Genomic DNA, 24771 nt, shown 5'->3' with positions numbered 1-24771 from the left:
GGCGAGGTATGCCGCGCGGTCGCCCCCGCGACATACCTCGCCGTGGTGCGGGCTAACCGAGGACGGTGAGCCGCAGACCCGGGAACCGCTGGAAGCCGCGGTCGAAGGTGACGAAATGTGCGTCGAGGCCGATCGCCTGGGCGGCGAACCAGGCATCGGTGATGTCGTTACCGCGCAGCTCCAAAGCGGTGACCATGGTGGTGAAACGTTGCCAGGCGTCAGGGCCGGACCGTATGCGCTCGGCCATGGGCGCGGACCGGATGCGCTCGCAGAAGGCCAGGGCTCGATCGGTCGAGGCCGTGTGGGCCTTGATCCGCCGGTTGGTGCAGATCCGCACGGTGGCTGTCAGCGTCTCGTCGATGATGCCGACGGGCTCGGTCCCTGTCAGCGCCCGGACCAGGGCCTCGTTCGCCACGGGGTAGCTTGCGGCGTCCAGGTCCATGGCGTTCACGAAGACGTTGACGTCGAAGATGATCACCGGGGGTCGTTGTCGCCCAGGGCGTCGGCCAGGGCTTCCTTGTCGAGGATGTCGACGAGAAAGCCGCCGCCGTGATAGCTGGGCAGGCTGAAGCCCGCCCGTCTGCGCTCATCGGCCTCGATCTGGCGGGCCAGCAGCTCGCGGAGAGCCTCTTCGAGGACGCTGCTGACCGTGCGATCCGTGCGGGCGGCCAGGACCTTCGCCTCTCGGAGGAGGCTGGCGTCGATCGTGATGGTGGTACGCATGGCATCAGTGCATCACGGGGTGCATCATGATGCAAGGAAATCGCCCTCGTCTCGAACGGAGGCTGTGGACAAGTGGGCGGGAGTGTCGGCGGGGGCTGTCAGGGTTGGTCCCAGAGCGGCGGCCCGGGGGTGGGTCGCCCTGGCAGATGGGGGCAGGGATGAGCCACGGCGATGGCGGCCGGCAGTGGGGCGACGCGGCGGCGGTGCTGCCGTTCGGCCGACGCAGCGACGACGAGCGCCGCTACGAGGACCTGATGGGCGACGACGGCTTCGATGACCGGTTCGACGACGGCGATGACGGCTTCAGTGGCGGATACGGGCCCGACCTCGGTCACTTCACCATGGTCGTGATGATGGACGACAAGGTCGTGGACACCGTGCGGCGACCCGTCCGGGGGAGCGGCTACGAGTGCGCCGCGCTCGAGCTCGGGCGCGGCACGCCTCGCCCGACGCCCCGGCCCACGGTCGTGCACGTGCCGATGCAGCCTCGGCACGAACTGGCACTGACCTGGTTGCGCTCCCTCGTCGGAGGTCCGGACGAGCTGGCGGCACTGACCGCGCAGCCGCTGCCCGACGAACCGCTCGACGTGAGCCGCGTGCCGGGCGACCTGCGTGAGCGGGTGACCGCGATCTCCGACCGGATCGACGCCGTGGCGCTGTCCCTGGTCGGGGTCGAGGGCCGCACCGCCTGCCGGCGCCTGCTGGTGCGCGCCGTGGCCGCCGAACCCGCCCTGCTGCGGGGTTACGACCGCGACGACATGTCGGCCGGTGCGGTGCTGCATGCGGTCGCCATGGCCAACGACCTGGTCGGCGCTGGCCGGGCGGTCGCGGCATCCGCCCTGTGGCGGCACCTGGGGCTGCGGTCCTCTCCGCACGACCGGGCCCGCAGGTTCGCGCACGCCGTGGCCGGCCCCGACGGCGTGGAGGTCGACCTGGGCCACCCCTACCGCTCCTCCCAGACGTGGAGCCTGGGCTGTGCCGACCTGCTGATCGGCCGGTTCAGGGCCTTCCTGATCAGGCAGCGCGTCCTCGCCGACGCCGAGCCGGCCGCGCCGGCCGTGCCTGTCGACCCGGTCGCCGCTGTCGGTCCGCCCGGATAGCTTCGGGGCCATGGCACTTCGCTGGTACACCGTCGTCATCGACTGTCACGACATCGCGGCGCAGGCTCGCTGGTGGGCGGACACGCTCGACTTCCAGATCGTCTACGAGGACGAGCACGAGGTCGCGGTCATTCCGAAGCACATGAGCGAGGACGTGATCGAGGACGGCGCGACCTGGATGCGGCAGGCCCAGGGGCTGGTCTTCGTGCCGGTGCCCGAGGGCAAGACGGTCAAGAACCGGCTGCACCTCGACCTCGCGCCGCACACCAGCCAGGACCGCGACGCCGAGATCGCGGCGCTCCTCGAGCGCGGTGCGACCCTCGCCGAGGTCGGCCAGGACGACGACGTCACGTGGACGGTCCTGGCCGACCCCGAGGGCAACGAGTTCTGCGTGCTGTCGAGCCGCGACCGCKGAGCGGTCGCGGCAGGGGGCGGGGGCCGGGGGCCGGGCTAGGCCGCGAGGGCTTCCTCGAGGTCCTTGGCGATGTCCTCGGGCTTCGTGGTCGAGCCGTAGCGCTTGATGACCTGGCCGTCGCGGCCGACGAGGAACTTGGTGAAGTTCCACTTGATCTTGCTGCCGAGCAGGCCGCCCTTCTCCGACTTCAGCCAGTCGAAGACCGGGTGGGCGTCGGCACCGTTCACGTCGACCTTGGCGAACATCGGGAAGCTCACCCCGTAGTTGCGCTGGCAGAACTCGCCGATCTGGGCCTCGTCACCGGGCTCCTGGCCACCGAACTGGTTGCACGGGAAGCCCAGCACGACCAGACCCTTCTCCTCGTACTCGCCGTACAGCTTCTCCAGGCCCTCGAACTGGGGGGTGAAGCCGCACTCGCTGGCGGTGTTGACGACGAGGGCGACCTTGCCGGCAAAGTCGGACAGCGGCTGCTCGTCACCGGTGAGGGTGGTGGCGGTGAAGTCGGAGAGAGTCGGCACAGGGGCGCCTTTCGGGTGGACGGTCGGGGGACGGACTCGGCTGGCGGGTCCGGAAGGTGGTTGGGCCTGTTCCCCGGGCAGGCCGAAGTGACCTGCTTGGGTGGGATTCGTAGCCACTGGTGCAGCGGATTCCCGTCCACACCTATTCCATCGGGATTGTCGCCGATGTCCATGACGGGCCAGAGGGGTCCCCGCCCGGGTGAACCGCGTGAGCCGCTGCCTCGTCTCCACCTGATGGGGCAGCCATGCCCCCGGAACCTGTCAGGAGGACTGCATGAACAGACTCAAGCAGTGGGGCGTGCTCGCCACGGCAGCAGGGCTCGGCGCGGTGGGCGTCGCGGCGCTCGCGGTGGCGGCCTCGGCCGACGGCGGCGGCGGCCAGAAACCCTTCACGATCACCGAACGCCTCAGTGGCTTCCACGAGACCCCGCTGGCCCTGTCGACGAGCGGGCAGGGCTCGATCCGGCTGCGCATCGACCCGGTGGCGGGCACGATCGCCTACACGGTGCGCTATGCCAACCTCGAGGGCACCGTCACCCAGTCGCACATCCACTTCGGGTCACCGTCGCAGACAGGTGGGGTCAGCGTCTTCCTGTGCAGCAACGTCGGGTCCCCTCCGGGCGTGGTCACGCCGGCCTGCCCGACGACCAACCCGGGCGAGGTGAGCGGGGTCCTCGACTCCTCCGACGTGATCGGCCCCACCGGGCAGGGCATCGCGCCGGGTGAGCTCTCCGAGCTGCTGTCGGCGATCCGGGCCGACTCGACCTATGCCAACGTCCACAGCACGAAGTACCCGGCGGGTGAGATCCGCAACCAGCTGAGCGCGCACGACGACCACTGAGCGCAGGGGGTCGCGCCCGGGCCGACAGCCACGGTCCGGGCGCGTCTGCTGCAATGGGCGCATGACGTCGCCGCCCTCGCCCGAGCCGCCTCCGGTCGAGGAGCTGCTCGCGGGGCTCCGGGTGGTGTCGATCCCCCTGCGGGTCCGCTTCCGCGGGGTCACCGTGCGCGAGGCGGCCCTGCTGCGCGGCCCGTCCGGGTGGGCGGAGTTCGCACCCTTCCTCGAGTACGGGCCGGCTGAGTCCGCGCGCTGGCTGGCCGCCGCCGTCGAGGCAGGATGGGGCCGGTGGCCGCAGCCGCGACGCGACCTCGTCCCGGTCAACGCGACCGTGCCGGCCGTGGCCGCCGCTGACGTGCCAGGGGTGCTGGCCAGGTTCGAGGGCGCGACGACGGCGAAGGTCAAGGTGGCCGAGCGGGGCCAGCGCCTCGAGGACGACCTCGACCGCGTGGCCGCGGTGCGCGACGTGCTGGGCCCGGCCGGCCGGATCCGGGTGGATGCCAACGGCGGCTGGTCGGTGCGCGAGGCGACGGACGCACTGAGCCGCCTCGCGGCATACCGGCTCGAGTATGCGGAGCAGCCGTGCGCGCAGGTGAGCGAGCTGCGCGAGCTGCGCCTCGCCCTCGCCCGCCACGGGACCGACGTGCTGGTGGCCGCGGACGAGTCGATCCGCAAGGCCGAGGACCCGGTGCGGGTGGCGCGCGAGGAGGCGGCCGACCTGGTGGTCGTCAAGGTCGCGCCGCTCGGCGGGGTGTGGCGCGCGCTGCAGGTGGTCGGTGAGTGTGGGCTGCCTGCCGTGGTCTCGTCGGCGCTCGACACGTCGGTGGGCATGGCCGCGGGGGTCGCGCTGGCGGCAGCGTTGCCCGCGCTTCCATTCGCCTGTGGGCTCGGCACGGTGGCCCTGCTGGAGGGCGACGTCACCCACGCACCGCTCCTTCCACGCGCTGGGGTCCTCCCGGTCGGCCGGGTGGAGGCGGACGAGGCACTGCTCACGCAGTGGGCGGCCCCCGCCGACCGCGTCGACTGGTGGACCCAGCGGGTCCGGGACTCCTGGGCGGTCCTGGCCTGACGAGCCTCTCGCTGCGACCCCGGGCCCGCGCACGGATCGCCCCGCGTGGCTAGAGTCGGGGCCGTGAACATCGTCTTCGTGGAGCCGGGGTTCCCTGCCAACCAGCGCCGGTTCGCCCTCGCGCTCGCGTCGGTCGGGGCCAACGTCATCGGCATCGGGGAGTCCGACGAGTACACCCTCGACGACGAGCTCCGCAGCGCGATGAGCGGCTACTACAAGGTCGGCTCGGTGACCGACCTGCGCGCGATGACCGAGGCCGTGCAGTTCATCCAGTCCAAGGTCTGGGTCGATGCGCTCGAGGCCACGGTCGAGGCGCACACGATGGTGGCCGCCCAGGTCAGGGAGGCCACCGGCGTCCCCGGCACCTCGGTGCGCACCACCTGGCTGTGCCGTGACAAGCCGTCGATGAAGCAGGCGCTGCGCGAGGTGGGCGTCCCCACGGCCGCGTCCGCCGCCATCGACCACGCCCACGAGGCGTGGGCGTTCGCCGAGGCGGTCGGCTACCCCCTCATCCTCAAGCCCCGCGACGGCGCCGGCGCCAAGGACACGGTGCGGGTCGACAACGACGCCGAGATGGCCCACGCGCTCACCGAGTTCGGCTCGCACGGCGCCGCGTCGATCGCGATCGAGGAGTTCGTCGAGGGGCACGAGGGCTTCTACGACACCATCGCCAAGGATGGCCACGTCGTCCACGACTGGACCACGCACTACTACCCCAACGTCCTCGAGGCGATGCGCAGCCGTTGGATCTCCCCACAGTTCGCCACCACCAACCGGATGACCGACTCGTCGTTCTACAGCGAGGTCGCCGCCATGGGTGCCAAGGTCATCGAGGCGCTGGGCATCGGGACCAGCGCGACCCACATGGAGTGGTTCCACGGACCCAAGGGCCTGAAGTTCTCCGAGATCGGCTGCCGGCCACCGGGCGTCGGCTGCTGGGACCTCTACTCCGCGAGCAACGACGTGGATGTCTACCGGGAGTGGGCGCACATCATCACGCACGGCGTCCCCGAGTCGCCGATGCGTCGCCCCTACTCCGCCGGCATCGTGGCCCTGCGTCCCGACGCCGACGGCCACATCACCGGGTACAGCGGCATCGACGAGATCCAGGGGCGCCACGGCGAGTGGATCATCGACGGCCACTTCCCGCCGGTGGGCCACCACACCCAGCCGGTCGAGGCGGGCTACATGGCCAACGCCTACGTGCGGATGCGCCACCCCGACTACGACACCCTGCGCGGGATGCTCGACGACGTGGGGCGCACCGTCCACGTCCACGCGGGCTAGTCCCGGCCCCTGATGCGCACCGTCCTCCTCGGGCCGCAACGGTTCATGACCACGGCCGGCACAGCCTTGCGTTCCCTCGGTGTCGACGGACCCGTTGCGACGATCAACGCCGGCTGGGAGGAGCGCGAGGACGTCGTCGACGAGCTCGACACCGTCCTCGGCGGCGACACCCGCCACCTGCGGCTCTACCACCGCAGCCTCGACGTGATCACCAAGGACGAGGCGTTCGGCAGCGCCGCGCTCGCCTTCCGCGACCGCCACGACGCGCTCCTGTCCCTCTACCGGCTGCGCCTCCAGAACGCCATGGACGGTGTGTATGCCGTGCAGCGCCGCACGCGCGAGGGCGAGGGACGAGTCCGGGGCGAGCCCACGGCATACGCTGCCTTGGACGACTCGATCGAGGTCGTCCGGCACGTCGACCAGTGGTACGCCACCCAGCTCAAGGGGCTCTACACCGACCTCGACGGGGCAGCGCCGATCGACTCCAGCGGGGTGATCGGCTGGCACCGTGGTGAGCTCGCCGACCTGCTCGGGCAGTCGGCGGCGGTCGTGCTGACCGGTGGCCACGTGGGCACCCTCCTGCGGACCCTGCGGCTCTTCGCGATCAGCATCCCCGACGACGTGCCGGTGATCGCCTGGTCCGCCGGGGCGATGGCGCTGACCGAGCGGGTCGTCCTGTTCCACGACCACGGCCCGGAGGGGAACACCGAGGCCGAGGTGTTCGACCGCGGGCTGGGCCGGGTCCAGGGGATCGTGGCCCTGCCGCACGCCCGGCGCCGGCTGCGGCTCGACGACCGGGACCGCTGCGCCGTCATGGCCCGCCGGTTCACCGACCAGCACTGCGTCCTGCTCGACGACGGCACCGCCCTCGAGCTGACGGAGGACGGGGGGCTGCCGCGCGGTGCCCGGATCCTCGGCATCGACGGAGCGGTCCACGAGCTCGGCGCGGCGAACGGGGCGAAGACGGTGGACGATGCGCGCGGAGCGCACGAGGTCATGGACGGCCGGGGGGCCGGCTCGTGAGTGAGGCACGCCTGGTCATCAACCGGCTCCGGGAGCGCCTGCCCGTCGACGGAGCCACCCTCGACCGGTTCATCGCCCGGCACGGTGCCCCGATCATCGAGGGCGAGCGGGCGACCTTCCTCTTCCGGGGCGAGGCCGACGAGGTGCGGGTCCGCCACCGGGTCGTGGGCCTGCCCGACCCGCTCCCGATGAAGCGGCTCCCCGACACCGACCTCTGGGCGGCGACGACCGTGCTGCCCAGCGGTTCGCGCGTCGAGTACCAGCTCGAGACCCGCCACGGCGACCGCTACGAGACCTTCAACGACCCGCTCAACCCCCGCGTGGCGCACTCGCCGATGGGGTCGAGCTCGGTCTGCGCCGCCACGGGCTACGAGGTGCCCGACTGGGTGCACCACGACCCGGAGGCCAGGCCTGGCGAGCTCATCGAGGACACGTTGACGTCGAAGGCGCTGCGTCGCGAGCAGCCGGTCAAGCTCTACCTGCCGGCGCGCTACAACCCCGCGCTGCGCTACCCCCTGCTGGTCGTCCACGACGGCGACGACTACCTCAACTACGCGGCGATGAAGACCGTGCTGGACAACCTCATCCACCGGCTCGACGTGGCACCCCTCATCGCGGCGTTCGTCCCGCCCCGCGACCGGTTGCGGGAGTACCCGAACCACGCACCGCACGCCCGGTTCATCGCCCGCGAGCTGCTGCCCACGCTGGCCGAGCGACTGCCCTTGGTCGACGACCCCGAGGCGCGCTGCCTGATGGGGTCGAGCTTCGGTGGGATCGCGGCGCTGTCCACGGCCGTCCGCTACCCCGGGGTCTTCGGGTCCCTGTTCCTGCAGTCGGCGTCGCTGGTCTTCACGGACATCGGCACCGACCACGGCGGTGGGCCGGCCTTCGACCCGGTGGTGAAGTTCGTCAACCGCTACCGTGCGAAGCCGACGGCACCGGTGGAGCGGCTCTTCATGAGCTGCGGCACCTACGAACCGCTGATCACCCCGAACCGGTCCATGGTGCCGGTCTTCCGCAGCGCGGGCATGACGGTGAAGTACGTCGAGGCGCGCGACGGGCACAACTGGGAGGACTGGCGCGACCGCCAGCGTGACGGGTTGTCCTGGCTGTTCCCCGGACCCCAGAAGTTCGTGTACGAGTAGATGCACCCGACCAGATGGAGGACGGCATGAAGGTCACCGAACGCTGGCACTCGCAGCGGATGGGGCGAGACATCTCGCTCGTCCGCTGGGGCCACTACGGCGTGCCCGTACTCCTGTTCCCGACGGCCGGTGGTGACGCCGAGGAGGTCGAGCGCCACCACCTGGTGGGCACCCTGGCCCCGATGATCGAGGCCGGCCGGGTCAAGCTCTACTCGTGCGACAGCGCCGCGGGCCAGGCGCTGCAGCGCAACGAGGGCTCGCCCGAGCACCGCATGTGGCTGTTCAACCAGTACCACCAGGCCATCGCCGAGGAGGTGGTGCCGGCCATCCACGCCGACAGCTCCCCCCAGTCGGTGGTCGTGGCCGGTGCCTCGATCGGTGCCTTCAACTCGTTCGCCATGATCTGCCGCTACCCGCACCTCTTCAGCGCGGCGATCTGCATGAGCGGCACCTACCACGTGGAGCAGTTCATCGGCGGCGACACCACCGAGGACTGGTACTTCTCCTCGCCGCTCCAGTTCCTCCCCGGGCTGGAGGGGCCGGCCTTGGAGATGCTGCGCCACCGCTACGTCGTGCTGGCCTCGGGCAGTGGCCGCTGGGAGGACGTGGGCGAGTCATGGGCAGCGGCTGATGCGTTGGGCCGCAAGGGAATCCCCAACCGCGTCGACGACTGGGGCGACCGCTACGACCACGACTGGCCGACCTGGTGGGAGATGCTGCCGCTCTACCTCGACGACCTGGTGCCGTGACGCAGGGTTCGCTCGCCGAGCGCCTCGCCGCTGCCGTCGACGCCGGTATGCCGCGGGCTCGCGACGACCTCGCACGTCTCGTCGGGCTGCGCTCGGTCGCCAACCCCGCGATCGAGCCGCAGAGCGAGTGCGTGGCCGCCGCCGAGCTGGTCGGTGACCTGTTCACGCAGGCCGGCGTGGACGGCGTACAGGCGCATCCCACGCCGGACGGCTCGCTCGCGGTGGTCGGCCGCACAGCCGGCCCGGCTGGCGCGCCCACGGTGCTCCTCTACTCGCACTACGACGTGGTGCCGGTCGGCGACGCGGACGGGTGGCAGACGCCGCCCTGGGAGCTGACCGAGCGTGACGGGCGTTGGTACGGAAGGGGATCTGCCGACTGCAAGGGCAACCTCGTGGCCAGTCTGCTCGCCCTCCGGGCGCTCCGGGAAGTGCTCGGCGCCTGGCCCGTGGGGGTCGCGGTCGTCTGCGAGGGCTCCGAGGAGCAGTCGAGCGGTGGGATGGAGGCGTTGGCCCGCGCTCGACCGGACCTCGTCGCCTGCGACGCCCTGCTCCTTGCGGACACCGGCAACGTCGAGGCTGGCCTACCCACCCTGACGACCTCGCTGCGGGGCACGGGCAGCGTGCTGATGACGGTGCGCACCATGACCCACCCGGCACACTCCGGCATGTACGGCGGTCCGGCCCCCGACGCACTCCAGGCCCTCCTCACCGCCCTCGCCAGCCTGCGTGGCACCGATGGTGAAACCACCATCGACGGGTTGTCGCACGAAGGGGTATGGGACGGAGCGCCCTTTGACACCAACCGCTTTCGTGAGGACGCCGGCCTGCTCGACGGCGTCGAGCCGCTGACCGGGACGGGCGCCATCGCTGACCTGCTGTGGGCACGCCCGGCAGCAACCGTCCTGGCCATCGACTGCCCACCCATCTCGCAGGTGACGGCTGCGGCACAGGGGGAGGCGCGCGCCGTGGTCAACCTGCGGGTGCCCGCAGACACCGACGCCGAGGCCGCGCAGCAGCTGCTCATCACCCACCTTCGCGCGCACACGCCGTACGGCGAGGTCGAGATCAAGCCGGTCTCCCTCGGCCACGGCTTCCGGGCGCGGACCGATGGACCGGCCTACGCGGCGATGCAGCGAGCCATGCGCACTGCCTTCGGTCGGGACGCCGTCACGACCGGGCAAGGCGGCTCGATCCCCTTGGCCACAGCGCTCGCAGAGCTCGTGCCCGACGCCGAGATCATGCTGCTGGGTGTCGAGGAGCCCGCGTCGCGCATCCACGCGCCGGGCGAGAGCGTCGACCCCGAGGAGCTGCGCCGCACCGCGCTCACCCAGGCCCTCTTCCTGGCGGAGCTGGGAGGTTGGGACAGCCTGGCGGGGCTGGGAGGTTGGGACAGCCTGGCGGAGCTGGGAGGTTGGGACAGCCACGCGGACCTCGGTGGGCTGACGGAGGAGGGGTCATGAGGGTCCGCTGGGTCTGGACCTTCCTCGACCTCCCTGAGCAGCGCTTCGACGAGGCTGTCGAGTACTGGCGCGCGGTGACCGCGACGGTCGTCTCGCCGCGGCGCGGTGACCGCGAGGAGTTCGCCACGCTGCTCCCCGCCGACGGCTCGGCGTGGGTCAAGGTGCAGCGGGTGGGCGGCCCCGGCGGGGTGCACCTCGACCTCGACGTGCAGGAGCCCCTCGAGAGGGCCCGCGACGAGGCCCTCAGGCTCGGCGCCGAGGTGCTCGCCGAGGTGCCCGACGACGACGGGGTGCTGGGCGTCGTCGTGTGCCGCTCGCCCGGCGGTTTCGTCTTCTGCCTGACGCGGTGGCAGGCCCACGAGACCGCTGCGGGCCAGGTCCGATCGGGAGCGCAGACCCTGCTTGACCAGGTCTGCCTGGACGTCCCCGCGTCCGGGTATGCCGCGGAGCTCGCCTTCTGGTCCGCGCTCACCGGGTGGGAGGCCCGGCCAGGAAGCGTCCCGGGCTTCACGAGCCTGCTGCGGCCCGACGGCATACCGGTGCGGTTGCTGCTCCAGCAGCTCGTGGAGGGTGACGAAGACGTGCGGGCGCACGTGGACTTCGCCTGCCGTGACCGAGAGGCCGAGACGGCGCGGCACGTCGCCCTCGGGGCTGCCGTCGAGCGCGTCGAGGCGGTCTGGACGGTGCTCGTCGACCCGGCCGGGCGTCGCTACTGCCTGACCGAGCGCGATCCGCTGACCGGGCTCGTAGCGCGCTAGGCCGTCCACAGCGCAGGGCCGCGCGGACGCCGATCCACAGGCGGGTCGTCGGTCGCTGGGGCGCGACGGGCCAGCGCGACAGCCTTGCGACATGGTGGGGGAGCCGGAACAGATCAGGGTGGTGGCCGCCCGGCTGAGGGCCGAGGCGGACCGGGTGCGGTGGCTCGCCACGCGGGTCCTCGGGACCGGCGACGTGGCGTGGCGCTCGCCGGCGGCGACCCTGTTCCGCGTCCGGGTGGCCGAGCGGGCCGATGGCCTGCGGCGCTGCGCGATCGACCTCGAGACGGCTGCCCGTCTGGTCGAGGTGCACGCCGAGGCGGTCACCGTCGCCCGCGCGGAGCTGGCCCAGGTCGTCGCGGTGGGCGCGGCGCTGGGTGCGCGAGTGGTGGGGCGGGGGTGAGCACTGGTGAGGGCCGTTCGAGCGGGCTCCGCGTGCGGGGAGGCTCTGGCGGCCTGGCCGTGGGGCTGGACTCGCTCGACGAGGCCGCCCGCGCTCTCGCGGAGGTGGCGCGCGAGGCAGGCGTGGTCGTGGGCCTCGTGGCAGCAGGTGCCGCCGACGCTGACGTGGTGGCCGGCGCCCTCCTCAGCCCTGCTACGGGGGTGGTCGTCGAGGAGGCACTGGTCGAGGTGGCTGGGCCGCTGGGGCTCGGGTGCGAGGTCGCGGCACTGGTGACGCTGGCGACCACGGTGCGGGCAACCGCGGCTGCCTACCGCGCCGGAGAGGCGGCTGTCGGCGCGGCGGTCGAGCGCGCCCAGGACGCAGTGCTGTTCGCAGCGGGACAGCTGGCTCCGGAGTTGTTCGTCGGTGTCCTGGCCCTCGACGCCCTCGGGGTGGACGTCGCAACCCTGCTCGACCGGGTGGTGTTCGACCAGCCCGGAGTCGCCGACCTCGCCGGCGGCGCGGAAGGGCTGGTGCTGGGCCTGCAGTCGAACCCGCTCACCGCTCCGCTGGTCCCCGTCAGACCGCCATCGTTCGGCCGGGGCGCGCACGGCGACGACGGCGCGGGCGGCGACTACGAGCTGGCCGTCTCGACGCTGGCGGACTCCGCCGCGGCGTGGGGGCTGCTCGACGACCGTGGTCGGGCACAGGTCACGGCCGAGCCGGTGCCGCGATCCGGCGCTCTGGCCCCGCGCAGCCTCCGCGACCTCGCCGCCGACCAGCGCAACGTCGGCGACGGCGAGCACTACCCCGGCCACGTGCGGGTCATCGAGGTGCCTCAGGCACGCGGGTCCGTGTGGGTGGTGGAGATCAGTGGCACCCAGGACTGGGACCCCCGGGCGGGGGACACCCCGTTCGACCTCACCACCGATGTCCGCTCGATGGCGCAGGAGGCCACCGTCCTCGCCGACGGCGTGCAGCAGGCACTCGAGCAGGCCCAGGCGGAGTCGTCAGTCCGGGCGGCGCCGCTCGACCGCGCTCCGGTGATGCTGGTGGGACACAGCCTCGGAGGCATCGCCGCGGCCGGGCTGGCCTCGTCGCCCCGGTTCACCGCAGAGCACCTGGTCACCCAGGTCGTGACCATGGGCGCGCCGGTGGGTCGCATGCCTGTGCCGGTCGACACCCAGGTCCTGTCGCTGGAGCACACCCGTGACGCCGTCCCGCGGCTGGATGGCCAGCGCAACCCCGACCGGTCGGGCTGGGTGACGGTGACGCGCGACGCCCACGGTGACGGGGTCGACCGGGCCAGCCAGACCCATGACGTGAGCGGATACGTCGACACCGCTGCCCTCATCGACGCATCCACCGACCCGTCGCTGGTCACCTGGCGCTCGACCAGCGCCCCGTTCTTCGACGGGGCGACCCACGGCGAGCCCGTGATCCGCGACTACGCGATCACCCGGGTGCGGCCCTGACCAACGAGCCCCCGCGGTGGTGGCACAATCCGACCCGTGAACCCGTCCACCGCCCTCGCGACGGTCCTGGTGGACGAGCTGGTCCGGCAGGGAGTCCGCCACGCGGTCCTCTGCCCGGGCTCACGGTCGGCGCCGTTGGCCTACGCCCTGCGCGAGGCCGAGCGCGCTGGTCGGGTCGAGCTGCACGTGCGCGTCGACGAGCGGTCCGCAGGGTTCCTCGCGCTGGGCCTGGCCAAGCTGACCCGGGTGCCCGCGGTCGTGGTGACGACGTCAGGCACGGCCGTGGCCAACCTCCACCCCGCGGTGCTCGAGGCGCACCACGGAGTCGTGCCGCTGGTCGTGCTCTCGGCGGACCGACCGGTCGAGCTGCGCGGCACCGGTGCCAACCAGACCACGGTCCAGCCGGGCATGTTCGCCACGGCGGTGCGGTGGTCCGCCGACGTGGACGCCCCCCGCGGCGCCGCCGGCGAGCTCGGGCGCTGGCGCTCGCTGGCTGCCGACGCCGTCCGCCACGCCACCGGCAGCAGGGGCGCTGGGGAGCCGGGCCCGGTCCACCTCAACGTCCAGTTCCGTGAGCCCCTGGTGCCGACGCCGGGCCGGGCCCGGCCGGAGGAGCTGGCCGGGGCAGCCGACCCGGTGCCCGCACTCGGGGCCGAGCAGCGCGAGGACGTGGCCGGCTCGGGCACGGTGTCGGGGGGCCGTGGCCCCACCGACGGCTCAGGCGAGGGGGTCACGCGCGAGGAAGGCACGCTGGTCGTGGTGGGCGACCTGCCTGACCCCGAGCAGTTCGGGCGGGTGCTCGTCTGGGCGCGCAGCCACGGGTGGCCAGTCGTGGCCGAGCCGTTCGGGACCCACCCGCGTGACGGTGTGACGCCTCACGCCCCGCTGGTCCTCGCGAGCGAGGAGTGGCTCGCCGCCCACGCCCCCGCGCGAGTGGTCACGGTGGGTCGGGTCACGCTGTCCCGACCGGTGGCGGCCCTGTTGCGCCGACCCGGGGTCCGTCTGGAGGCGGTCCGCACGCACCGGTGGATCGAGTCGGCCCCGACGGTGGCGCGGATCTGGGAGCCGGAGGTGCTCGACGTCCTGGGTGACCACCCCGTCGAGGGCTCCGCAGGCGGGTCGAGCTGGGCGACTGCCTGGGTGGACGCAGGACATGCGGTCGGCGCCACCCTGTCGGGTGCCTCATCCGAAGAACGGGCCCATCTCGGCACCCTCGATCCGGAGCTGCTCGGCATCGACATCGCCCGCCTGCTCTGGCACGAGATCCCTTCTGGCGCAACGCTCTTCGTCGGATCGTCCAACAGTGTGCGGGACCTCGACCTGACCGCCGGTCGGCGCGACCACGCGATGACCGTGGTGGCCAACCGCGGCTTGGCCGGCATCGACGGCTGTGTCTCGACGGCCGTGGGGATCGCCTTGGCTGGGTCACGGCCGGCCTATGCGTGGATGGGAGACCTGACGTTCCTCCACGACGCGAACGGCTTGCTGGTCGGACCCCTCGAGCGGCGACCGGACCTGACGATCGTCGTGGGCAACGACGACGGAGGGGGCATCTTCACCCTGCTCGAGCCCGGTGAGCCAGACCGGGCCGAGGACTTCGAGCGGCTCTTCGGCACGCCGACCGGGGCTGACTTGGGCATGCTCTGTGCCGCGCTCGGCGTGGTCCACCAGCGGGTCACGACAGCGCGGGAGCTGGCCCTCGCCGTGGCGAGCCCGCCACGGGGGGTGACGGTCATCGAGGTGCCCGTCACCCGCGACCTGCACCGCAGCAGCCATGCTGAGATGCGACGTGCCGCTCGGTCTGTCCTCGGCGACCTGCGATAGTCGTGCGGCAGAAGGCCGCACGCAGGAGGGAGGAGGCCCGATGAGTGCCACGACTCGGTCGGCGCCACGGCTCGAGGACGTCGCGCGCGTCGCGGGGGTATCCCACCAGACCGTCTCCAGGGTCATCAACGGCTCGTCGAAGGTGGCGCCCGCCACCCGTGACCGGGTGCTCGAGGCGGTGCGCGAGCTGGGATACCGCCGCAACAACGCAGCGAGGGCCCTGGTGACTCAGAAGTCCGGGGTGATCGGGGTCGTGGTCGCGGGGCTGGGCTACTTCGGTCCGTCGAGCACCGTGGTCGGCCTGGAGCTGGCAGCACGGGCCCAGGGCTACAGCATCGTGCTCGCCTCCCTCCCGGAGGTGACTCCCGAGGCTACCTCCGAGGCCATCGACCACCTCGTGTCGGAGTCGGTCGAGGCGATGGTCCTCATCGCCCCTGACGACACCGGGCTCGACCTCGGGATCGGTTCCAGGCTGCCCATTCCGGTCGTGGTGCTCGATGCCGAGCCGGGTCGCGCGAGCTTCGCCGTCGGCGTCGACCACGAGGCCGGCGCCGCGCTCGCCACCCAACACCTCGTCGACCTGGGCCACGAGCACATCGCGCACATCAGTGGCCCGCGGGACTGGTACCAGGCACAGGCTCGCGAGACCGGATGGCGCCGCACCCTGGTCCAGGCGGGGCTGGAGGTGCCGGAGGTCCTCGTGGGCGACTGGAGTGCCTCGAGCGGGTATGCCCTGGGCCGCGAGCTGGCCGCCGAGGGGAGGGCGACCGCCGTCTTCGTGTCGAACGACCAGATGTCCATCGGGCTCCTGCGGGCGCTCGCCGAGGCCGGCCTGCGGGTGCCACAGGACGTGAGCGTGGTGGGCTTCGACGACATCCCCGAGTCGGAGTACTTCACCCCGCCCCTGACGACGGTCCGCCAGAACTTCGTGGCGCTGGGCCGCGGGGCGCTGGAGCTGCTCACCGAAGGCATCCGGGGCGAGAGCACCTCGGGCTCTGTCGTCGTCCCACCGAAGCTGGTCGTGCGAGCATCCACGGCCCGGCGGCATACCTGAGGGTCGTCACCCTCCGATCCGAAAAGATTCGGCCGTGCCTCTTGACGGCGCTGAATGTTAGCGTTAACACTACCGGTTAGCGCTAACACGCCACTGCGAACCGTCGCACCGCCCCGCTCACCGAGGAGCTGTTCAATGCCGAACGACCGCACCGAGTCCTACGTCGTGGGCGTGGACTTCGGCACCCTCTCGGGCCGCGCGCTGGTCGTCCGGGTGAGCGACGGGGCCGAGCTCGCCACCGCGACGTGCGACTACCCCCACGGAGTGGTCGACACGGTCCTGCCCGGCACCGGCCAGAAGCTCCCGCCCGAGTGGGCCCTGCAGGTCCCGACCGACTACGTGCACGTGCTGCGCACTGCAGTCCCCGAGGCAGTCCGGCTCGCGGGCATCGACGCCGCCGACGTGATCGGGATCGCGACCGACTTCACCGCCTGCACGATGCTGCCCACGCTCGAGGACGGCACTCCCCTCTGTGAGACCGCCGAGTTCGCCTCCGAACCGCATGCCTACGTCAAGCTCTGGCGTCACCACGCCGCCCAGGGGCAGGCGGACCGGATCAACGAGCTCGCCGCCCGGCGTGGGGAGTCGTGGCTCCCGCGTTACGGCGGCTTCATCTCCTCGGAGTGGGAGTTCGCCAAGGGCCTCCAGCTCCTGGAGGAGGCCCCTGAGGTGTATGCCGCGACGGCACGCTGGGTCGAGCTCGCGGACTGGATCGTGTGGCAGCTGTGCGGAGAGTACGTCCGCAACGCGTGCACCGCCGGCTACAAGGGGATCTACCAGGGAGGGGAGTACCCGTCCCGCGAGTTCCTCGCCGAGCTGAACCCGGGATTCGCGGGTTTCGTCGACGACAAGCTCGCCCACCGCGTCGGCCAGCTCGGGGAGGCCGCCGGCCGGCTCACAGCCGAGGCCGCGCGCTGGACCGGGCTGCCGGAGGGCATCGCCGTCGCGGTCGGCAACGTGGACGCCCACGTGTCGGCGGCAGCGGCCCAGGCGGTGGAGCCCGGCCAGATGGTGGCCATCATGGGCACGTCGACCTGCCACGTCATGAACGGCGCGGTGCTGCGCGAGGTGCCGGGCATGTGTGGCGCCGTCGAGGGCGGCATCGTCCCCGGTCTCTGGGGCTACGAAGCCGGGCAGTCGGGGGTCGGCGACATCTTCGGCTGGTTCGTGCACGGGGCGGTCCCGCAGGAGTACCGCGCCGCCGCCGACGAGCGCGGGCTCACCGTCCACGAGTACCTCACCGAGCTCGCCGCGGAGCAGCCGATCGGCGGGCACGGCCTCGTCGCCCTGGACTGGCACAGCGGAAACCGCTCCGTCCTGGTCGACCACGAGCTGTCCGGCCTGGTCGTGGGGCAGACCCTCGCGACCCGGCCCGAGGACACGTACCGTGCGCTGCTCGAAGCGACGGCCTTCGGCGCGCGGGTGATCGTCGAGACCTTCGCCGAGGCCGGGGTCCCGGTCACCGAGTTCATCGTGGCCGGGGGCCTGCTGCGCAACCCGCTGCTCATGCAGATCTATGCCGACGTGCTGGGCATGCCGTTGTCAGTGGTCACCTCCGAGCAGGGGCCCGCCCTGGGGTCGGCGATCCACGCGGCGGTGGCAGCAGGTGCCTACCCCGACGTCCGCAAGGCCGCCGGGGCGATGGGTGGACGACAGGTGGCCGCCTACCTGCCCGTGCCGGCCAGCGTTGCCGCCTACGACGAGCTGTTCGCGGAGTACCGCACCCTGCACGACTACTTCGGCCGCGGCACCAACCCGGTGATGCGGACACTCAAGGCGATCCGACGGAGGGCCCACGCATGAGCGCCAGCACGAGCGCCGCCGTGCGCGAGGCCGTCGACCGGGTGAGGCGGGACGTCGCCGACCTGCACGCCGAGCTCACCCGCAACGAGCTCGTGATCTGGACCGCCGGCAACGTGTCGGGCCGGGTCCCCGGAGCCGATCTCTTCGTCATCAAGCCGTCGGGCGTGACCTACGACGACCTGACGGAGGAGTCCATGGTGGTGTGCGACCTCGAGGGCCGCCTCGTCGAGGGAGAGCGCCAGCCGTCCTCGGACACGGCTGCGCACGCGTACGTGTACCGGCAGATGCCCGAGGTCGGCGGCGTGGTGCACACCCATTCGACCTACGCGACGGCGTGGTGCGCCCGCCGTGAGCCCATCCCCTGCGTCCTCACGATGATGGCCGACGAGTTCGGGGGGGACATCCCCGTGGGTCCCTTCGCCCTCATCGGGGACGACTCGATCGGGCGAGGCATCGTCGAGACCCTGCGGGGCAGTCGCTCCAAGGCCGTCCTGATGGGCGGGCACGGACCGTTCACGATCGGGCGCGACCCCCGCGACGCGGTCAAGGCGGCCGTGATGCTCGAGGACGTCGCGCGGACCGTCCACGTCGCCCAGCAGCTCGGGCAGGTGTGGCGCCTCGACGACGCGGACATCGACCGGCTCTACGACCGCTACCAGAACGTGTACGGACAACAGGACGGAAACCGATGAGCACCGCGACTGCCCCCCAGATCTGGTTCCTGACCGGCAGCCAGGGCCTCTACGGGGACGACGTCCTCGACCAGGTCGCGACCCAGTCCCGCACCATCTCGGACGCCCTCGCCTCGGCGCGGGCCATCGTCCCGCAGGTGGTCGCGAAGCCGGTGCTCACCGACTCCGACGCCATCCGGCGGGTCATGCTCGAGGCGAACAGCGCCGACGAGTGCATCGGCGTCATCGCCTGGATGCACACGTTCTCGCCCGCGAAGATGTGGATCTCCGGGCTGGAGCGACTGCAGAAGCCGCTGCTGCACCTGCACACCCAGGTCAACCGTGACCTCCCATGGGCCACGATCGACATGGACTTCATGAACCTCAACCAGGCCGCGCACGGCGACCGCGAGTTCGGCTACGTGCAGTCCCGCCTCGGGGTCCAGCGCAAGACCGTGGCCGGCCACGTCACCGACCCCGTGGTCGTCGAGGGTGTCGCGACGTGGGCGCGTGCGGCGACCGGACTGGCTGCGGTGCGCAGGCTCAAGCTCGTGCGGTTCGGCGACAACATGCGGGGCGTCGCGGTGACCGACGGCGACAAGGTGGAGGCCGAGCGACGCTTCGGCGTCTCGGTCAACACCCACGGTGTCAACGAGCTGGTGGCCGTTGTCGACGCGGTCGGCGACGAGGACGTCACCGCCCTGGTCAAGGTGTATGCCGAGGAGTACGACGTGGTGCCTGAGCTCGCCGCGGCGGGGGAGCGGCACGACGCCCTCCGGTATGCCGCGCGGATCGAGCTCGGGATGCGCCAGTTCCTCGTCGAGGGCGGGTACGGCGCGTTCACGACGAACTTCGAGGACCTCGGGGGGCTGCGACAGCTGCCCGGCCTGGCCGTGCAGCGGCTGATGGCCGACGGCTACGGCTTCGGCGGAGAGGGTGACTGGAAGACCTCGGTCCTGCTGCACACCCTCAAGGCCATGGCGGCGGGCCTGCCCGGCGGCACCTCGTTCATGGAGGACTACACCTACCACCTGGCCCCCGGTGCCGAGCTGATCCTCGGCGCGCACATGCTCGAGGTCTGCCCGACCATCGCCAATGCTCGCCCACGGGTCGAGATCCACCCGCTGGGGATCGGGGGCCGCGAGGACCCCGTCAGGTTGGTCTTCGACGCCGCACCCGGCGCCGGCCTCACCGTCGGCATGGCGGACATGGGCGACCGGTTCCGCTTGGTGGGCAACGCGATCGACGTCGTCCACCCGCTCGCCGAGCTGCCGAAGCTGCCCGTGGCCCGGGCGGTCTGGAGCCCCCTTCCCGACCTGCGGACCTCCACGACCTCGTGGCTCACCGCTGGGGGACCGCACCACACCGTGCTCTCGACCGCCCTGCGGCGCGAGCACCTCGATGACTTCGCCGAGATGGCGGGCGTGGAGCTCGCCTTCATCGACGGGACCACCACGACTCGTGGGTTCGCCCAGGAGCTGCGGTGGAACAACGCCTACCACCGACTGGCCCAGGGACTCTCCTGACGGCCGGTGCGGGCACGCAGCAACACACGCAGGACACTCGATCAGCCGGCAAAAGCGCAGGTTGACTTGCACAGAATGGAGCACACAGTGGTGCGCAGAATGATTGCGGCTCTTGCAGTCGGTGCCCTGGCTGTCGGCCTGAGCGCCTGCGGCCGGCAGACCGAGGCCAACGCCGGCACCGGCGGAGACGGACCGGCCGCCAAGGGCACGATCGGGGTCGCGATGCCGACCAAGACGTCCGAGCGCTGGATCAAGGACGGCGACTACATCAAGCAGCAGCTCGAGGCCGCCGGTTACAAGGTCAACCTCCAGTACGCCAACGACGACATCCCGACCCAGGTCACCCAGGTCAACGACATGGTGACCAAGGGCAACCAGGTGCTCGTCGTCGCCTCGATCGACGGCACCGCCCTCAAGGGCGCGCTCAAGGAGGCCAAGGACGCCGGGATCCCGGTCATCGCCTACGACCGACTGCTCCGTGACACCGACGCGGTGGACTACTACACGACCTTCGACAACCTCAAGGTCGGCAAGCTGCAGGCCGAGTCCCTGCTGAAGGGTCTCGAGGCCAGCGGCGCCCCCAAGCCGTGGAACGTCGAGCTGTTCGCCGGCTCGCCCGACGACAACAACGCGACGTTCTTCTTCAATGGTGCGATGCAGGTCCTCCAGCCCAAGATCGACGCCGGTGACATCAAGATCGCGTCCGGCGAGACCAACTTCAAGACCGTGGCGACCCTGCGCTGGGACGCTGCCGTCGCGAAGAAGCGCATGGAGAACGTCCTGACCAAGGCCTACTCGAAGGCCGACGTCAACGGCGTGCTGTCGCCCTACGACGGCCTGTCCCGCGGCATCATCGCTGCCCTCAAGGGCAGCGGCTACGGCAGCGGTGGCAAGAAGCTCCCCGTCGTGACCGGTCAGGACGCCGAGCTCGAGTCGGTCAAGTCGATCCTCGCCGGCGAGCAGTACTCCACGGTCTTCAAGAACACCCGTGACCTGGCCCAGGCCACCGTGAAGATGATCCAGGAGATCGCCGACAAGAAGACCGTGACCGTCAACGACACCGAGTCCTACGACAACGGCGTCAAGAAGGTCCCGACCCAGCTGCTGGAGCCGGTGGCGGCCGACAAGGAGAACGTGAAGCAGGTCCTCCTCGACGCCAAGTACTACACCGAGGACCAGCTGAAGTAGTACACCCATGAACGCCCGGTGGTGGCGGCGTCTCGCGTGCCGCCACCACCGGGTTCCAGGACCATCCCCCACCCAGACCCATGCAACGAGGCGTGACGATGAGCGAACCCATCCTGTCGATGCGCTCCATCACCAAGGTGTTCCCCGGCGTCAAGGCGCTGTCGGACGTGAGCCTTGAGGTGGCGCGCGGCGAGATCCACGCGATCTGCGGCGAGAACGGCGCCGGCAAGTCGACCTTGATGAAGGTGCTCTCGGGCGTCTACCCCTACGGCAGCTACACCGGCGACATCCACTTCGAGGGCCGGCCCTGCGAGTTCAAGGGCATCCGCGAGAGCGAGAGTGCCGGCATCGTGATCATCCACCAGGAGCTCGCCCTCATCCCCGAGCTGTCGATCCTCGAGAACCTGTTCCTCGGCAACGAGCAGAGCCGCGGCGGGGTCATCAACTGGTATGCCGCGCGGCAGCGAGCGCTCGAGCTGCTGGCGCGGGTGGGGCTCCGGGAGGACCCGGACACCCCGGTCCGCGCGATCGGCATCGGCAAGCAGCAGCTGGTCGAGATCGCCAAGGCGCTCGCCAAGGACGTCAAGCTGCTCATCCTCGACGAGCCCACTGCCGCCCTCAACGACACCGACTCCCGCCACCTGCTCGACCTCCTGCTCGGCCTCAAGGCCAAGGGGATCACGTCGATCATGATCTCCCACAAGCTCGGCGAGATCGAGGAGATCGCGGACTCGATCACCATCATCCGTGACGGCCGGACCATCGAGACCCTCGACGTCAGCCGCGGTGAGATCAACGAGGACCGCATCATCCGGGGCATGGTGGGTCGCGACCTCGACCACCGCTTCCCCCCTCACGAGCCCTCGATCGGCGACACCCTCCTCGAGATCCGCGACTGGTCGGTCGGCCACCCCGAGGACTCGGGACGCCTCGTCGTGAAGGGTGCGTCACTGACCATCCGACGGGGCGAGATCGTCGGCCTCGCAGGGCTGATGGGAGCCGGCCGGACCGAGCTCGCCCGCAGCGTGTTCGGTCAGTCCTACGGTCACAAGGTGAGCGGCGAGCTGGTCAAGGAGGGGCGCGCGGTCAAGGCGAACACCGTCCAACAGGCCATCGACGCCGGACTCGCGTACGTCACCGAGGACCGCAAGAGCCTTGGGCTCAACCTGCTCGACAGCGTGAAGGTGTCGATCACGGCGGCCGGGCTCAAGAAGATCCGGCGACGCGGGGTGGTCGACGAGCGCGCCGAGGTCGTCGCGGCCAACCGCTATCGCACGAGCATGAACATCAAGACCCCGTCGGTCGAGTCTGGCGTCGGAAAGCTGTCCGGTGGCAACCAGCAGAAGGTCGTCCTCGGGAAGTGGATGTTCACCGAGCCCGACGTCCTGATCCTGGACGAGCCCACCCGTGGCATCGACGTCGGGGCCAAGTACGAGATCTACGAGATCATCAACCAGCTCGCGGACAGCGGGCGGGGCGTGCTCGTGATCTCCTCCGAGCTCCCCGAGCTGCTCGGCCTGTGCGACCGCATCTACACCCTCTCCGCCGGTGTCATCACCGCCGACGTACCCCGCGAGCGCGCGGACCAGGAAACGCTCATGCGCTACATGACCCAGCGAAAGGCAGACTGACCATGGCCACCCAGACCGCACCCGAGCGCGTGGAGGAGCCCGTCGCCCCCACCTCCTCGCTGCTGAGCGAGATCCGCCGGAGCATGAGTGGCAACATCCGCCAGTACGGGATGATGATCGCCCTCCTGCTGCTCGTCGTGATGTTCCAGATCCTCACTGACGGCCTGTTCCTCCAGCCGCGCAACGTCACGTCCCTGCTCGTCCAGAACGGCTACATCCTGATCCTCGCGATCGGCATGGTGATGGTCATCATCGCTGGCCACATCGACCTCTCGGTCGGTTCGGTGTCGGCCTTCGTCGGAGCCACGGTCGCGCTGTCGATGCAGCGCTTCGACCTGCCGTGGCCGGCCGCGATCCTGCTGGGCCTGGCCCTCGGGTGCCTCGTCGGCGTGTGGCAAGGCTTCTGGGTGGCGTACGTCGGCATCCCCGCCTTCATCGTGACCCTCGCCGGCATGCTGCTCTTCCGCGGGCTCGACCTGATGATCCTCAACGCCGAGAGCATCCCGGTGCCCGAGTCGTTCCAGAAGATCGCCAACGGGTACATCCCCGAGATGGGGCCGGTGACCGGCTACCACAACCCCACGCTGGTCCTCACCCTGCTGGCCATCGCGGTCATCGTCTGGCTGGAGCTCAAGAAGCGGTCCGAGCTGCGCAGCTACGGCATCGAGGTCCCGCGCCTGGTCATCTCAGTCCTCAAGCTCGTCGTCGTGGGTGGTCTGCTCCTGGTCTTCGGCCTCCTGCTGGCCTCCTACAAGGGCGTGCCGGTCGTGGGCCTCATCCTCGGCGGCCTCGTCATCTTCTACACGTTCGTCACGCAGCGGACCGTCCTCGGGCGCCACATCTACTCGGTCGGCGGCAACGCCAACGCCGCACGCCTCTCCGGCGTCGACACCCGCCGGGTCGACATGTTCGTCATGGTGAACATGGGCTTCCTGGCCGCCATCGCGGGCATGGTCTTCACGGCATACCTCAACGCCGCCAACCCCAAGGACGGGGTGAACTTCGAGCTCGACGCGATCGCGGCGGTCTTCGTCGGTGGCGCCGCCGTCGCGGGTGGCGTCGGCACGGTCACCGGCTCGATGATCGGCGGCCTCGTGATGGGCGTCCTCAACCTCGGCCTCGCCAACCTCAGCGTGGACTCGAACTTCGTCCAGATCATCAAGGGCCTGGTGCTGCTGGGGGCCGTCGCGTTCGACGTCTACAGCAAGTCGCAGGGCAAGCCGAGCTTCATCGGGATCATCCTCAAGGGGTTGCAACGAGGTGGGGGCGACGGCTCGGGCGGTCCGGGCGGCGGCACGGGTCCATCGACACCGGTCGCCGAGGGCGCGGAGGGCGCCGGCTTCCGCAACGCCAGCCGGTCCCACACCGGGACGGTCGAGAGCAGTGCACCACCCACACCCCAACCCAGCGCCGGATAGCCACCTGGCACGGATCGGGCCGCCGCCACCGTTCGTTCGTCGTCGGCGGAGCCCGGTAGTGGGCGGTCAGGGGTGGCGACGCAGCGGCATGCCGCGGGCGACGAGGTCCTCGCGCAGGTGGTCGGCACCGGTGAAGTGGACCGCGTCCAGACCTGTCTCGGCCGCGGCCTGGACGTTCGCCGGGCTGTCGTCGATGAAGATGCAGTCGTCGAGCCCGGCGCGGTGGCTGACCCGCTCCTCCAGCACCTCGAAGATCTCGGGGTCGGGCTTGGCCACGCCCTCCTCGCCCGAGACGATGATGTCCTCGAACAGGTCGAGGAAGTCGAACCGGTCGAGCGCCACCGGGAAGAGGTCGGCCGACCAGTTGGTCAGCGCGAACAGCGGCATGTCGGCCGCGTGCAGCTCGCGGAGGATCTCGACGCTGCCCGCGATCTCGCCGACGAGCGAGGCGCCGAAGTGCTCGCGGTAGGCGACGATCTCCTCGGCGAAGTGCGGATGCGACTCCAGGGCGACCCGCTCGGCCTCGTCGAGCCCGCGACCGGCGTCGTTGGCGCGGTTCCAGGCGGCGAAGTCGAAGTCGGGGTCGGTCACGAAGGCCCGCGCCCGCTCCGGACCGACCGCGACCGCGACGGCCGCGACCGGGTCCCAGGTGATCAGGACGTTGCCGAGGTCGAAGACGACGGCGTCAGCGGGTCTGGGCCCGAGACGGTCAGCCAT

Annotated in this window: 24 protein-coding genes; 20 read left to right on the top strand and 4 right to left on the bottom strand. The window is 71.1% G+C overall.

All coding sequences use genetic code 11. The features are described from left to right. Nucleotides 1-52 precede the first annotated feature (52 nt). Nucleotides 53-478: a TA system VapC family ribonuclease toxin gene (locus ACXJKD_RS08595; protein WP_457254060.1), complete on the bottom strand. Its 426-nt coding sequence runs from the start codon at nt 476-478 to the stop codon at nt 53-55. Then, the gene (locus tag ACXJKD_RS08590; protein WP_457254058.1) at nt 475-723 is read right to left on the bottom strand and encodes a CopG family ribbon-helix-helix protein; all 249 of its coding nucleotides are present in this window, start codon (nt 721-723) and stop codon (nt 475-477) included. Before ACXJKD_RS08590 ends, ACXJKD_RS08595 begins: the two co-directional genes overlap by 4 nt. A gap of 158 nt (nt 724-881) precedes the next feature. Here ACXJKD_RS08590 and ACXJKD_RS08585 point away from each other — a divergent pair, with 158 nt between their 5' ends. Both ACXJKD_RS08585 and ACXJKD_RS08580 read left to right on the top strand, forming a co-directional pair. Then, nucleotides 882-1823, top strand: coding sequence for a hypothetical protein (locus tag ACXJKD_RS08585; protein ID WP_457254057.1), 942 nt, complete (start codon nt 882-884; stop codon nt 1821-1823). A gap of 10 nt (nt 1824-1833) precedes the next feature. Then, on the top strand, nt 1834-2277 hold the full coding sequence (locus tag ACXJKD_RS08580; RefSeq protein ID WP_457254056.1) for a VOC family protein: 444 nt from the start codon (nt 1834-1836) through the stop codon (nt 2275-2277). Here the strand turns inward: ACXJKD_RS08580 and ACXJKD_RS08575 are convergent. Then, nucleotides 2274-2756, bottom strand: coding sequence for a glutathione peroxidase (locus ACXJKD_RS08575; RefSeq protein WP_457254055.1), 483 nt, complete (start codon nt 2754-2756; stop codon nt 2274-2276). The genes ACXJKD_RS08580 and ACXJKD_RS08575 overlap by 4 nt on opposite strands. Nucleotides 2757-3030: 274 nt before the next feature. Between ACXJKD_RS08575 and ACXJKD_RS08570 the strand changes: the two genes are divergently transcribed. The 18 genes from ACXJKD_RS08570 to mmsB all read left to right on the top strand — a co-directional run bounded on the left by ACXJKD_RS08570 (nt 3031) and on the right by mmsB (nt 24054). Further along, nucleotides 3031-3597: a CHRD domain-containing protein gene (locus tag ACXJKD_RS08570; RefSeq protein WP_457254054.1), complete on the top strand. Its 567-nt coding sequence runs from the start codon at nt 3031-3033 to the stop codon at nt 3595-3597. Between the two features lie 61 nt (nt 3598-3658). Then, nucleotides 3659-4663, top strand: coding sequence for an o-succinylbenzoate synthase (locus ACXJKD_RS08565; protein ID WP_457254053.1), 1005 nt, complete (start codon nt 3659-3661; stop codon nt 4661-4663). 63 nt (nt 4664-4726) lie between these two features. Continuing rightward, nucleotides 4727-5950 carry an ATP-grasp domain-containing protein gene (locus tag ACXJKD_RS08560; protein ID WP_457254052.1) on the top strand — a complete coding sequence of 408 codons (1224 nt, stop codon included), beginning with the start codon at nt 4727-4729 and terminating at the stop codon, nt 5948-5950. A gap of 12 nt (nt 5951-5962) precedes the next feature. Next, nucleotides 5963-6973 (top strand): hypothetical protein, encoded by a 1011-nt coding sequence (locus ACXJKD_RS08555; protein WP_457254051.1) that lies wholly within the window; start codon nt 5963-5965, stop codon nt 6971-6973. After that, a complete protein-coding gene (locus ACXJKD_RS08550; RefSeq protein WP_457254050.1) occupies nt 6970-8118 on the top strand; it encodes an alpha/beta hydrolase in 1149 nt (382 codons plus the stop codon). The genes ACXJKD_RS08555 and ACXJKD_RS08550 overlap by 4 nt, the downstream gene beginning before the upstream one ends. Nucleotides 8119-8144: 26 nt before the next feature. Beyond that, nucleotides 8145-8867, top strand: coding sequence for an esterase family protein (locus ACXJKD_RS08545; RefSeq protein WP_457254049.1), 723 nt, complete (start codon nt 8145-8147; stop codon nt 8865-8867). Then, nucleotides 8864-10327 carry a M20/M25/M40 family metallo-hydrolase gene (locus tag ACXJKD_RS08540; protein WP_457254047.1) on the top strand — a complete coding sequence of 488 codons (1464 nt, stop codon included), beginning with the start codon at nt 8864-8866 and terminating at the stop codon, nt 10325-10327. Before ACXJKD_RS08545 ends, ACXJKD_RS08540 begins: the two co-directional genes overlap by 4 nt. Further along, nucleotides 10324-11085, top strand: coding sequence for a VOC family protein (locus tag ACXJKD_RS08535; RefSeq protein ID WP_457254046.1), 762 nt, complete (start codon nt 10324-10326; stop codon nt 11083-11085). Before ACXJKD_RS08540 ends, ACXJKD_RS08535 begins: the two co-directional genes overlap by 4 nt. A 91-nt stretch (nt 11086-11176) precedes the next feature. After that, nucleotides 11177-11485 (top strand): hypothetical protein, encoded by a 309-nt coding sequence (locus tag ACXJKD_RS08530; protein ID WP_457254045.1) that lies wholly within the window; start codon nt 11177-11179, stop codon nt 11483-11485. Then, nucleotides 11482-12939 (top strand): PGAP1-like alpha/beta domain-containing protein, encoded by a 1458-nt coding sequence (locus tag ACXJKD_RS08525; protein ID WP_457254044.1) that lies wholly within the window; start codon nt 11482-11484, stop codon nt 12937-12939. Before ACXJKD_RS08530 ends, ACXJKD_RS08525 begins: the two co-directional genes overlap by 4 nt. 36 nt (nt 12940-12975) lie before the next feature. Then, nucleotides 12976-14763: a 2-succinyl-5-enolpyruvyl-6-hydroxy-3-cyclohexene-1-carboxylic-acid synthase gene (gene menD, locus ACXJKD_RS08520; RefSeq protein WP_457254043.1), complete on the top strand. Its 1788-nt coding sequence runs from the start codon at nt 12976-12978 to the stop codon at nt 14761-14763. A gap of 40 nt (nt 14764-14803) precedes the next feature. Further along, nucleotides 14804-15817: a LacI family DNA-binding transcriptional regulator gene (locus tag ACXJKD_RS08515; protein ID WP_457254042.1), complete on the top strand. Its 1014-nt coding sequence runs from the start codon at nt 14804-14806 to the stop codon at nt 15815-15817. Between the two features lie 135 nt (nt 15818-15952). Continuing rightward, nucleotides 15953-17620, top strand: a complete 1668-nt coding sequence (araB, locus tag ACXJKD_RS08510) for a ribulokinase (RefSeq protein ID WP_457254041.1) — start codon at nt 15953-15955, stop codon at nt 17618-17620. Next, the gene (locus tag ACXJKD_RS08505) at nt 17617-18312 is read left to right on the top strand and encodes an L-ribulose-5-phosphate 4-epimerase (protein WP_457254040.1); all 696 of its coding nucleotides are present in this window, start codon (nt 17617-17619) and stop codon (nt 18310-18312) included. The genes araB and ACXJKD_RS08505 overlap by 4 nt, the downstream gene beginning before the upstream one ends. Continuing rightward, nucleotides 18309-19817 (top strand): L-arabinose isomerase, encoded by a 1509-nt coding sequence (gene araA / locus ACXJKD_RS08500; protein ID WP_457254039.1) that lies wholly within the window; start codon nt 18309-18311, stop codon nt 19815-19817. The genes ACXJKD_RS08505 and araA overlap by 4 nt, the downstream gene beginning before the upstream one ends. A gap of 99 nt (nt 19818-19916) precedes the next feature. Continuing rightward, nucleotides 19917-21005 (top strand): multiple monosaccharide ABC transporter substrate-binding protein, encoded by a 1089-nt coding sequence (gene chvE / locus ACXJKD_RS08495; RefSeq protein WP_457254038.1) that lies wholly within the window; start codon nt 19917-19919, stop codon nt 21003-21005. A 98-nt stretch (nt 21006-21103) separates the two neighbouring features. Further along, nucleotides 21104-22636 carry a multiple monosaccharide ABC transporter ATP-binding protein gene (gene mmsA / locus ACXJKD_RS08490; protein WP_457254037.1) on the top strand — a complete coding sequence of 511 codons (1533 nt, stop codon included), beginning with the start codon at nt 21104-21106 and terminating at the stop codon, nt 22634-22636. Between the two features lie 2 nt (nt 22637-22638). After that, nucleotides 22639-24054 carry a multiple monosaccharide ABC transporter permease gene (mmsB, locus tag ACXJKD_RS08485; RefSeq protein ID WP_457254036.1) on the top strand — a complete coding sequence of 472 codons (1416 nt, stop codon included), beginning with the start codon at nt 22639-22641 and terminating at the stop codon, nt 24052-24054. 66 nt (nt 24055-24120) lie between these two features. Here the strand turns inward: mmsB and ACXJKD_RS08480 are convergent, their stop codons facing one another. Continuing rightward, entirely contained in the window at nt 24121-24771 is a 651-nt protein-coding gene (locus ACXJKD_RS08480; RefSeq protein WP_457254035.1) for an HAD family hydrolase, read from the bottom strand.

The organism is Pedococcus sp. P5_B7, from assembly GCF_054049895.1.
This window is presented reverse-complemented; position numbering and strand designations above follow the sequence as displayed.

Excerpts from the sequence above, each read along its gene's own strand:
- ACXJKD_RS08590 (WP_457254058.1), bottom strand. The coding sequence starts at position 723 with ATGCGTACCACCATCACGATCGACGCCAGCCTCCTCCGAGAGGCGAAG.
- ACXJKD_RS08585 (WP_457254057.1), top strand. The coding sequence starts at position 882 with ATGAGCCACGGCGATGGCGGCCGGCAGTGGGGCGACGCGGCGGCGGTG.
- ACXJKD_RS08570 (WP_457254054.1), top strand. The coding sequence starts at position 3,031 with ATGAACAGACTCAAGCAGTGGGGCGTGCTCGCCACGGCAGCAGGGCTC.
- ACXJKD_RS08565 (WP_457254053.1), top strand. The coding sequence starts at position 3,659 with ATGACGTCGCCGCCCTCGCCCGAGCCGCCTCCGGTCGAGGAGCTGCTC.
- ACXJKD_RS08555 (WP_457254051.1), top strand. The coding sequence starts at position 5,963 with ATGCGCACCGTCCTCCTCGGGCCGCAACGGTTCATGACCACGGCCGGC.
- ACXJKD_RS08545 (WP_457254049.1), top strand. The coding sequence starts at position 8,145 with ATGAAGGTCACCGAACGCTGGCACTCGCAGCGGATGGGGCGAGACATC.
- ACXJKD_RS08535 (WP_457254046.1), top strand. The coding sequence starts at position 10,324 with ATGAGGGTCCGCTGGGTCTGGACCTTCCTCGACCTCCCTGAGCAGCGC.
- ACXJKD_RS08530 (WP_457254045.1), top strand. The coding sequence starts at position 11,177 with ATGGTGGGGGAGCCGGAACAGATCAGGGTGGTGGCCGCCCGGCTGAGG.
- ACXJKD_RS08515 (WP_457254042.1), top strand. The coding sequence starts at position 14,804 with ATGAGTGCCACGACTCGGTCGGCGCCACGGCTCGAGGACGTCGCGCGC.
- araB (WP_457254041.1), top strand. The coding sequence starts at position 15,953 with ATGCCGAACGACCGCACCGAGTCCTACGTCGTGGGCGTGGACTTCGGC.
- ACXJKD_RS08505 (WP_457254040.1), top strand. The coding sequence starts at position 17,617 with ATGAGCGCCAGCACGAGCGCCGCCGTGCGCGAGGCCGTCGACCGGGTG.
- araA (WP_457254039.1), top strand. The coding sequence starts at position 18,309 with ATGAGCACCGCGACTGCCCCCCAGATCTGGTTCCTGACCGGCAGCCAG.
- chvE (WP_457254038.1), top strand. The coding sequence starts at position 19,917 with ATGATTGCGGCTCTTGCAGTCGGTGCCCTGGCTGTCGGCCTGAGCGCC.
- mmsA (WP_457254037.1), top strand. The coding sequence starts at position 21,104 with ATGAGCGAACCCATCCTGTCGATGCGCTCCATCACCAAGGTGTTCCCC.
- mmsB (WP_457254036.1), top strand. The coding sequence starts at position 22,639 with ATGGCCACCCAGACCGCACCCGAGCGCGTGGAGGAGCCCGTCGCCCCC.
- ACXJKD_RS08480 (WP_457254035.1), bottom strand. The coding sequence starts at position 24,771 with ATGGCTGACCGTCTCGGGCCCAGACCCGCTGACGCCGTCGTCTTCGAC.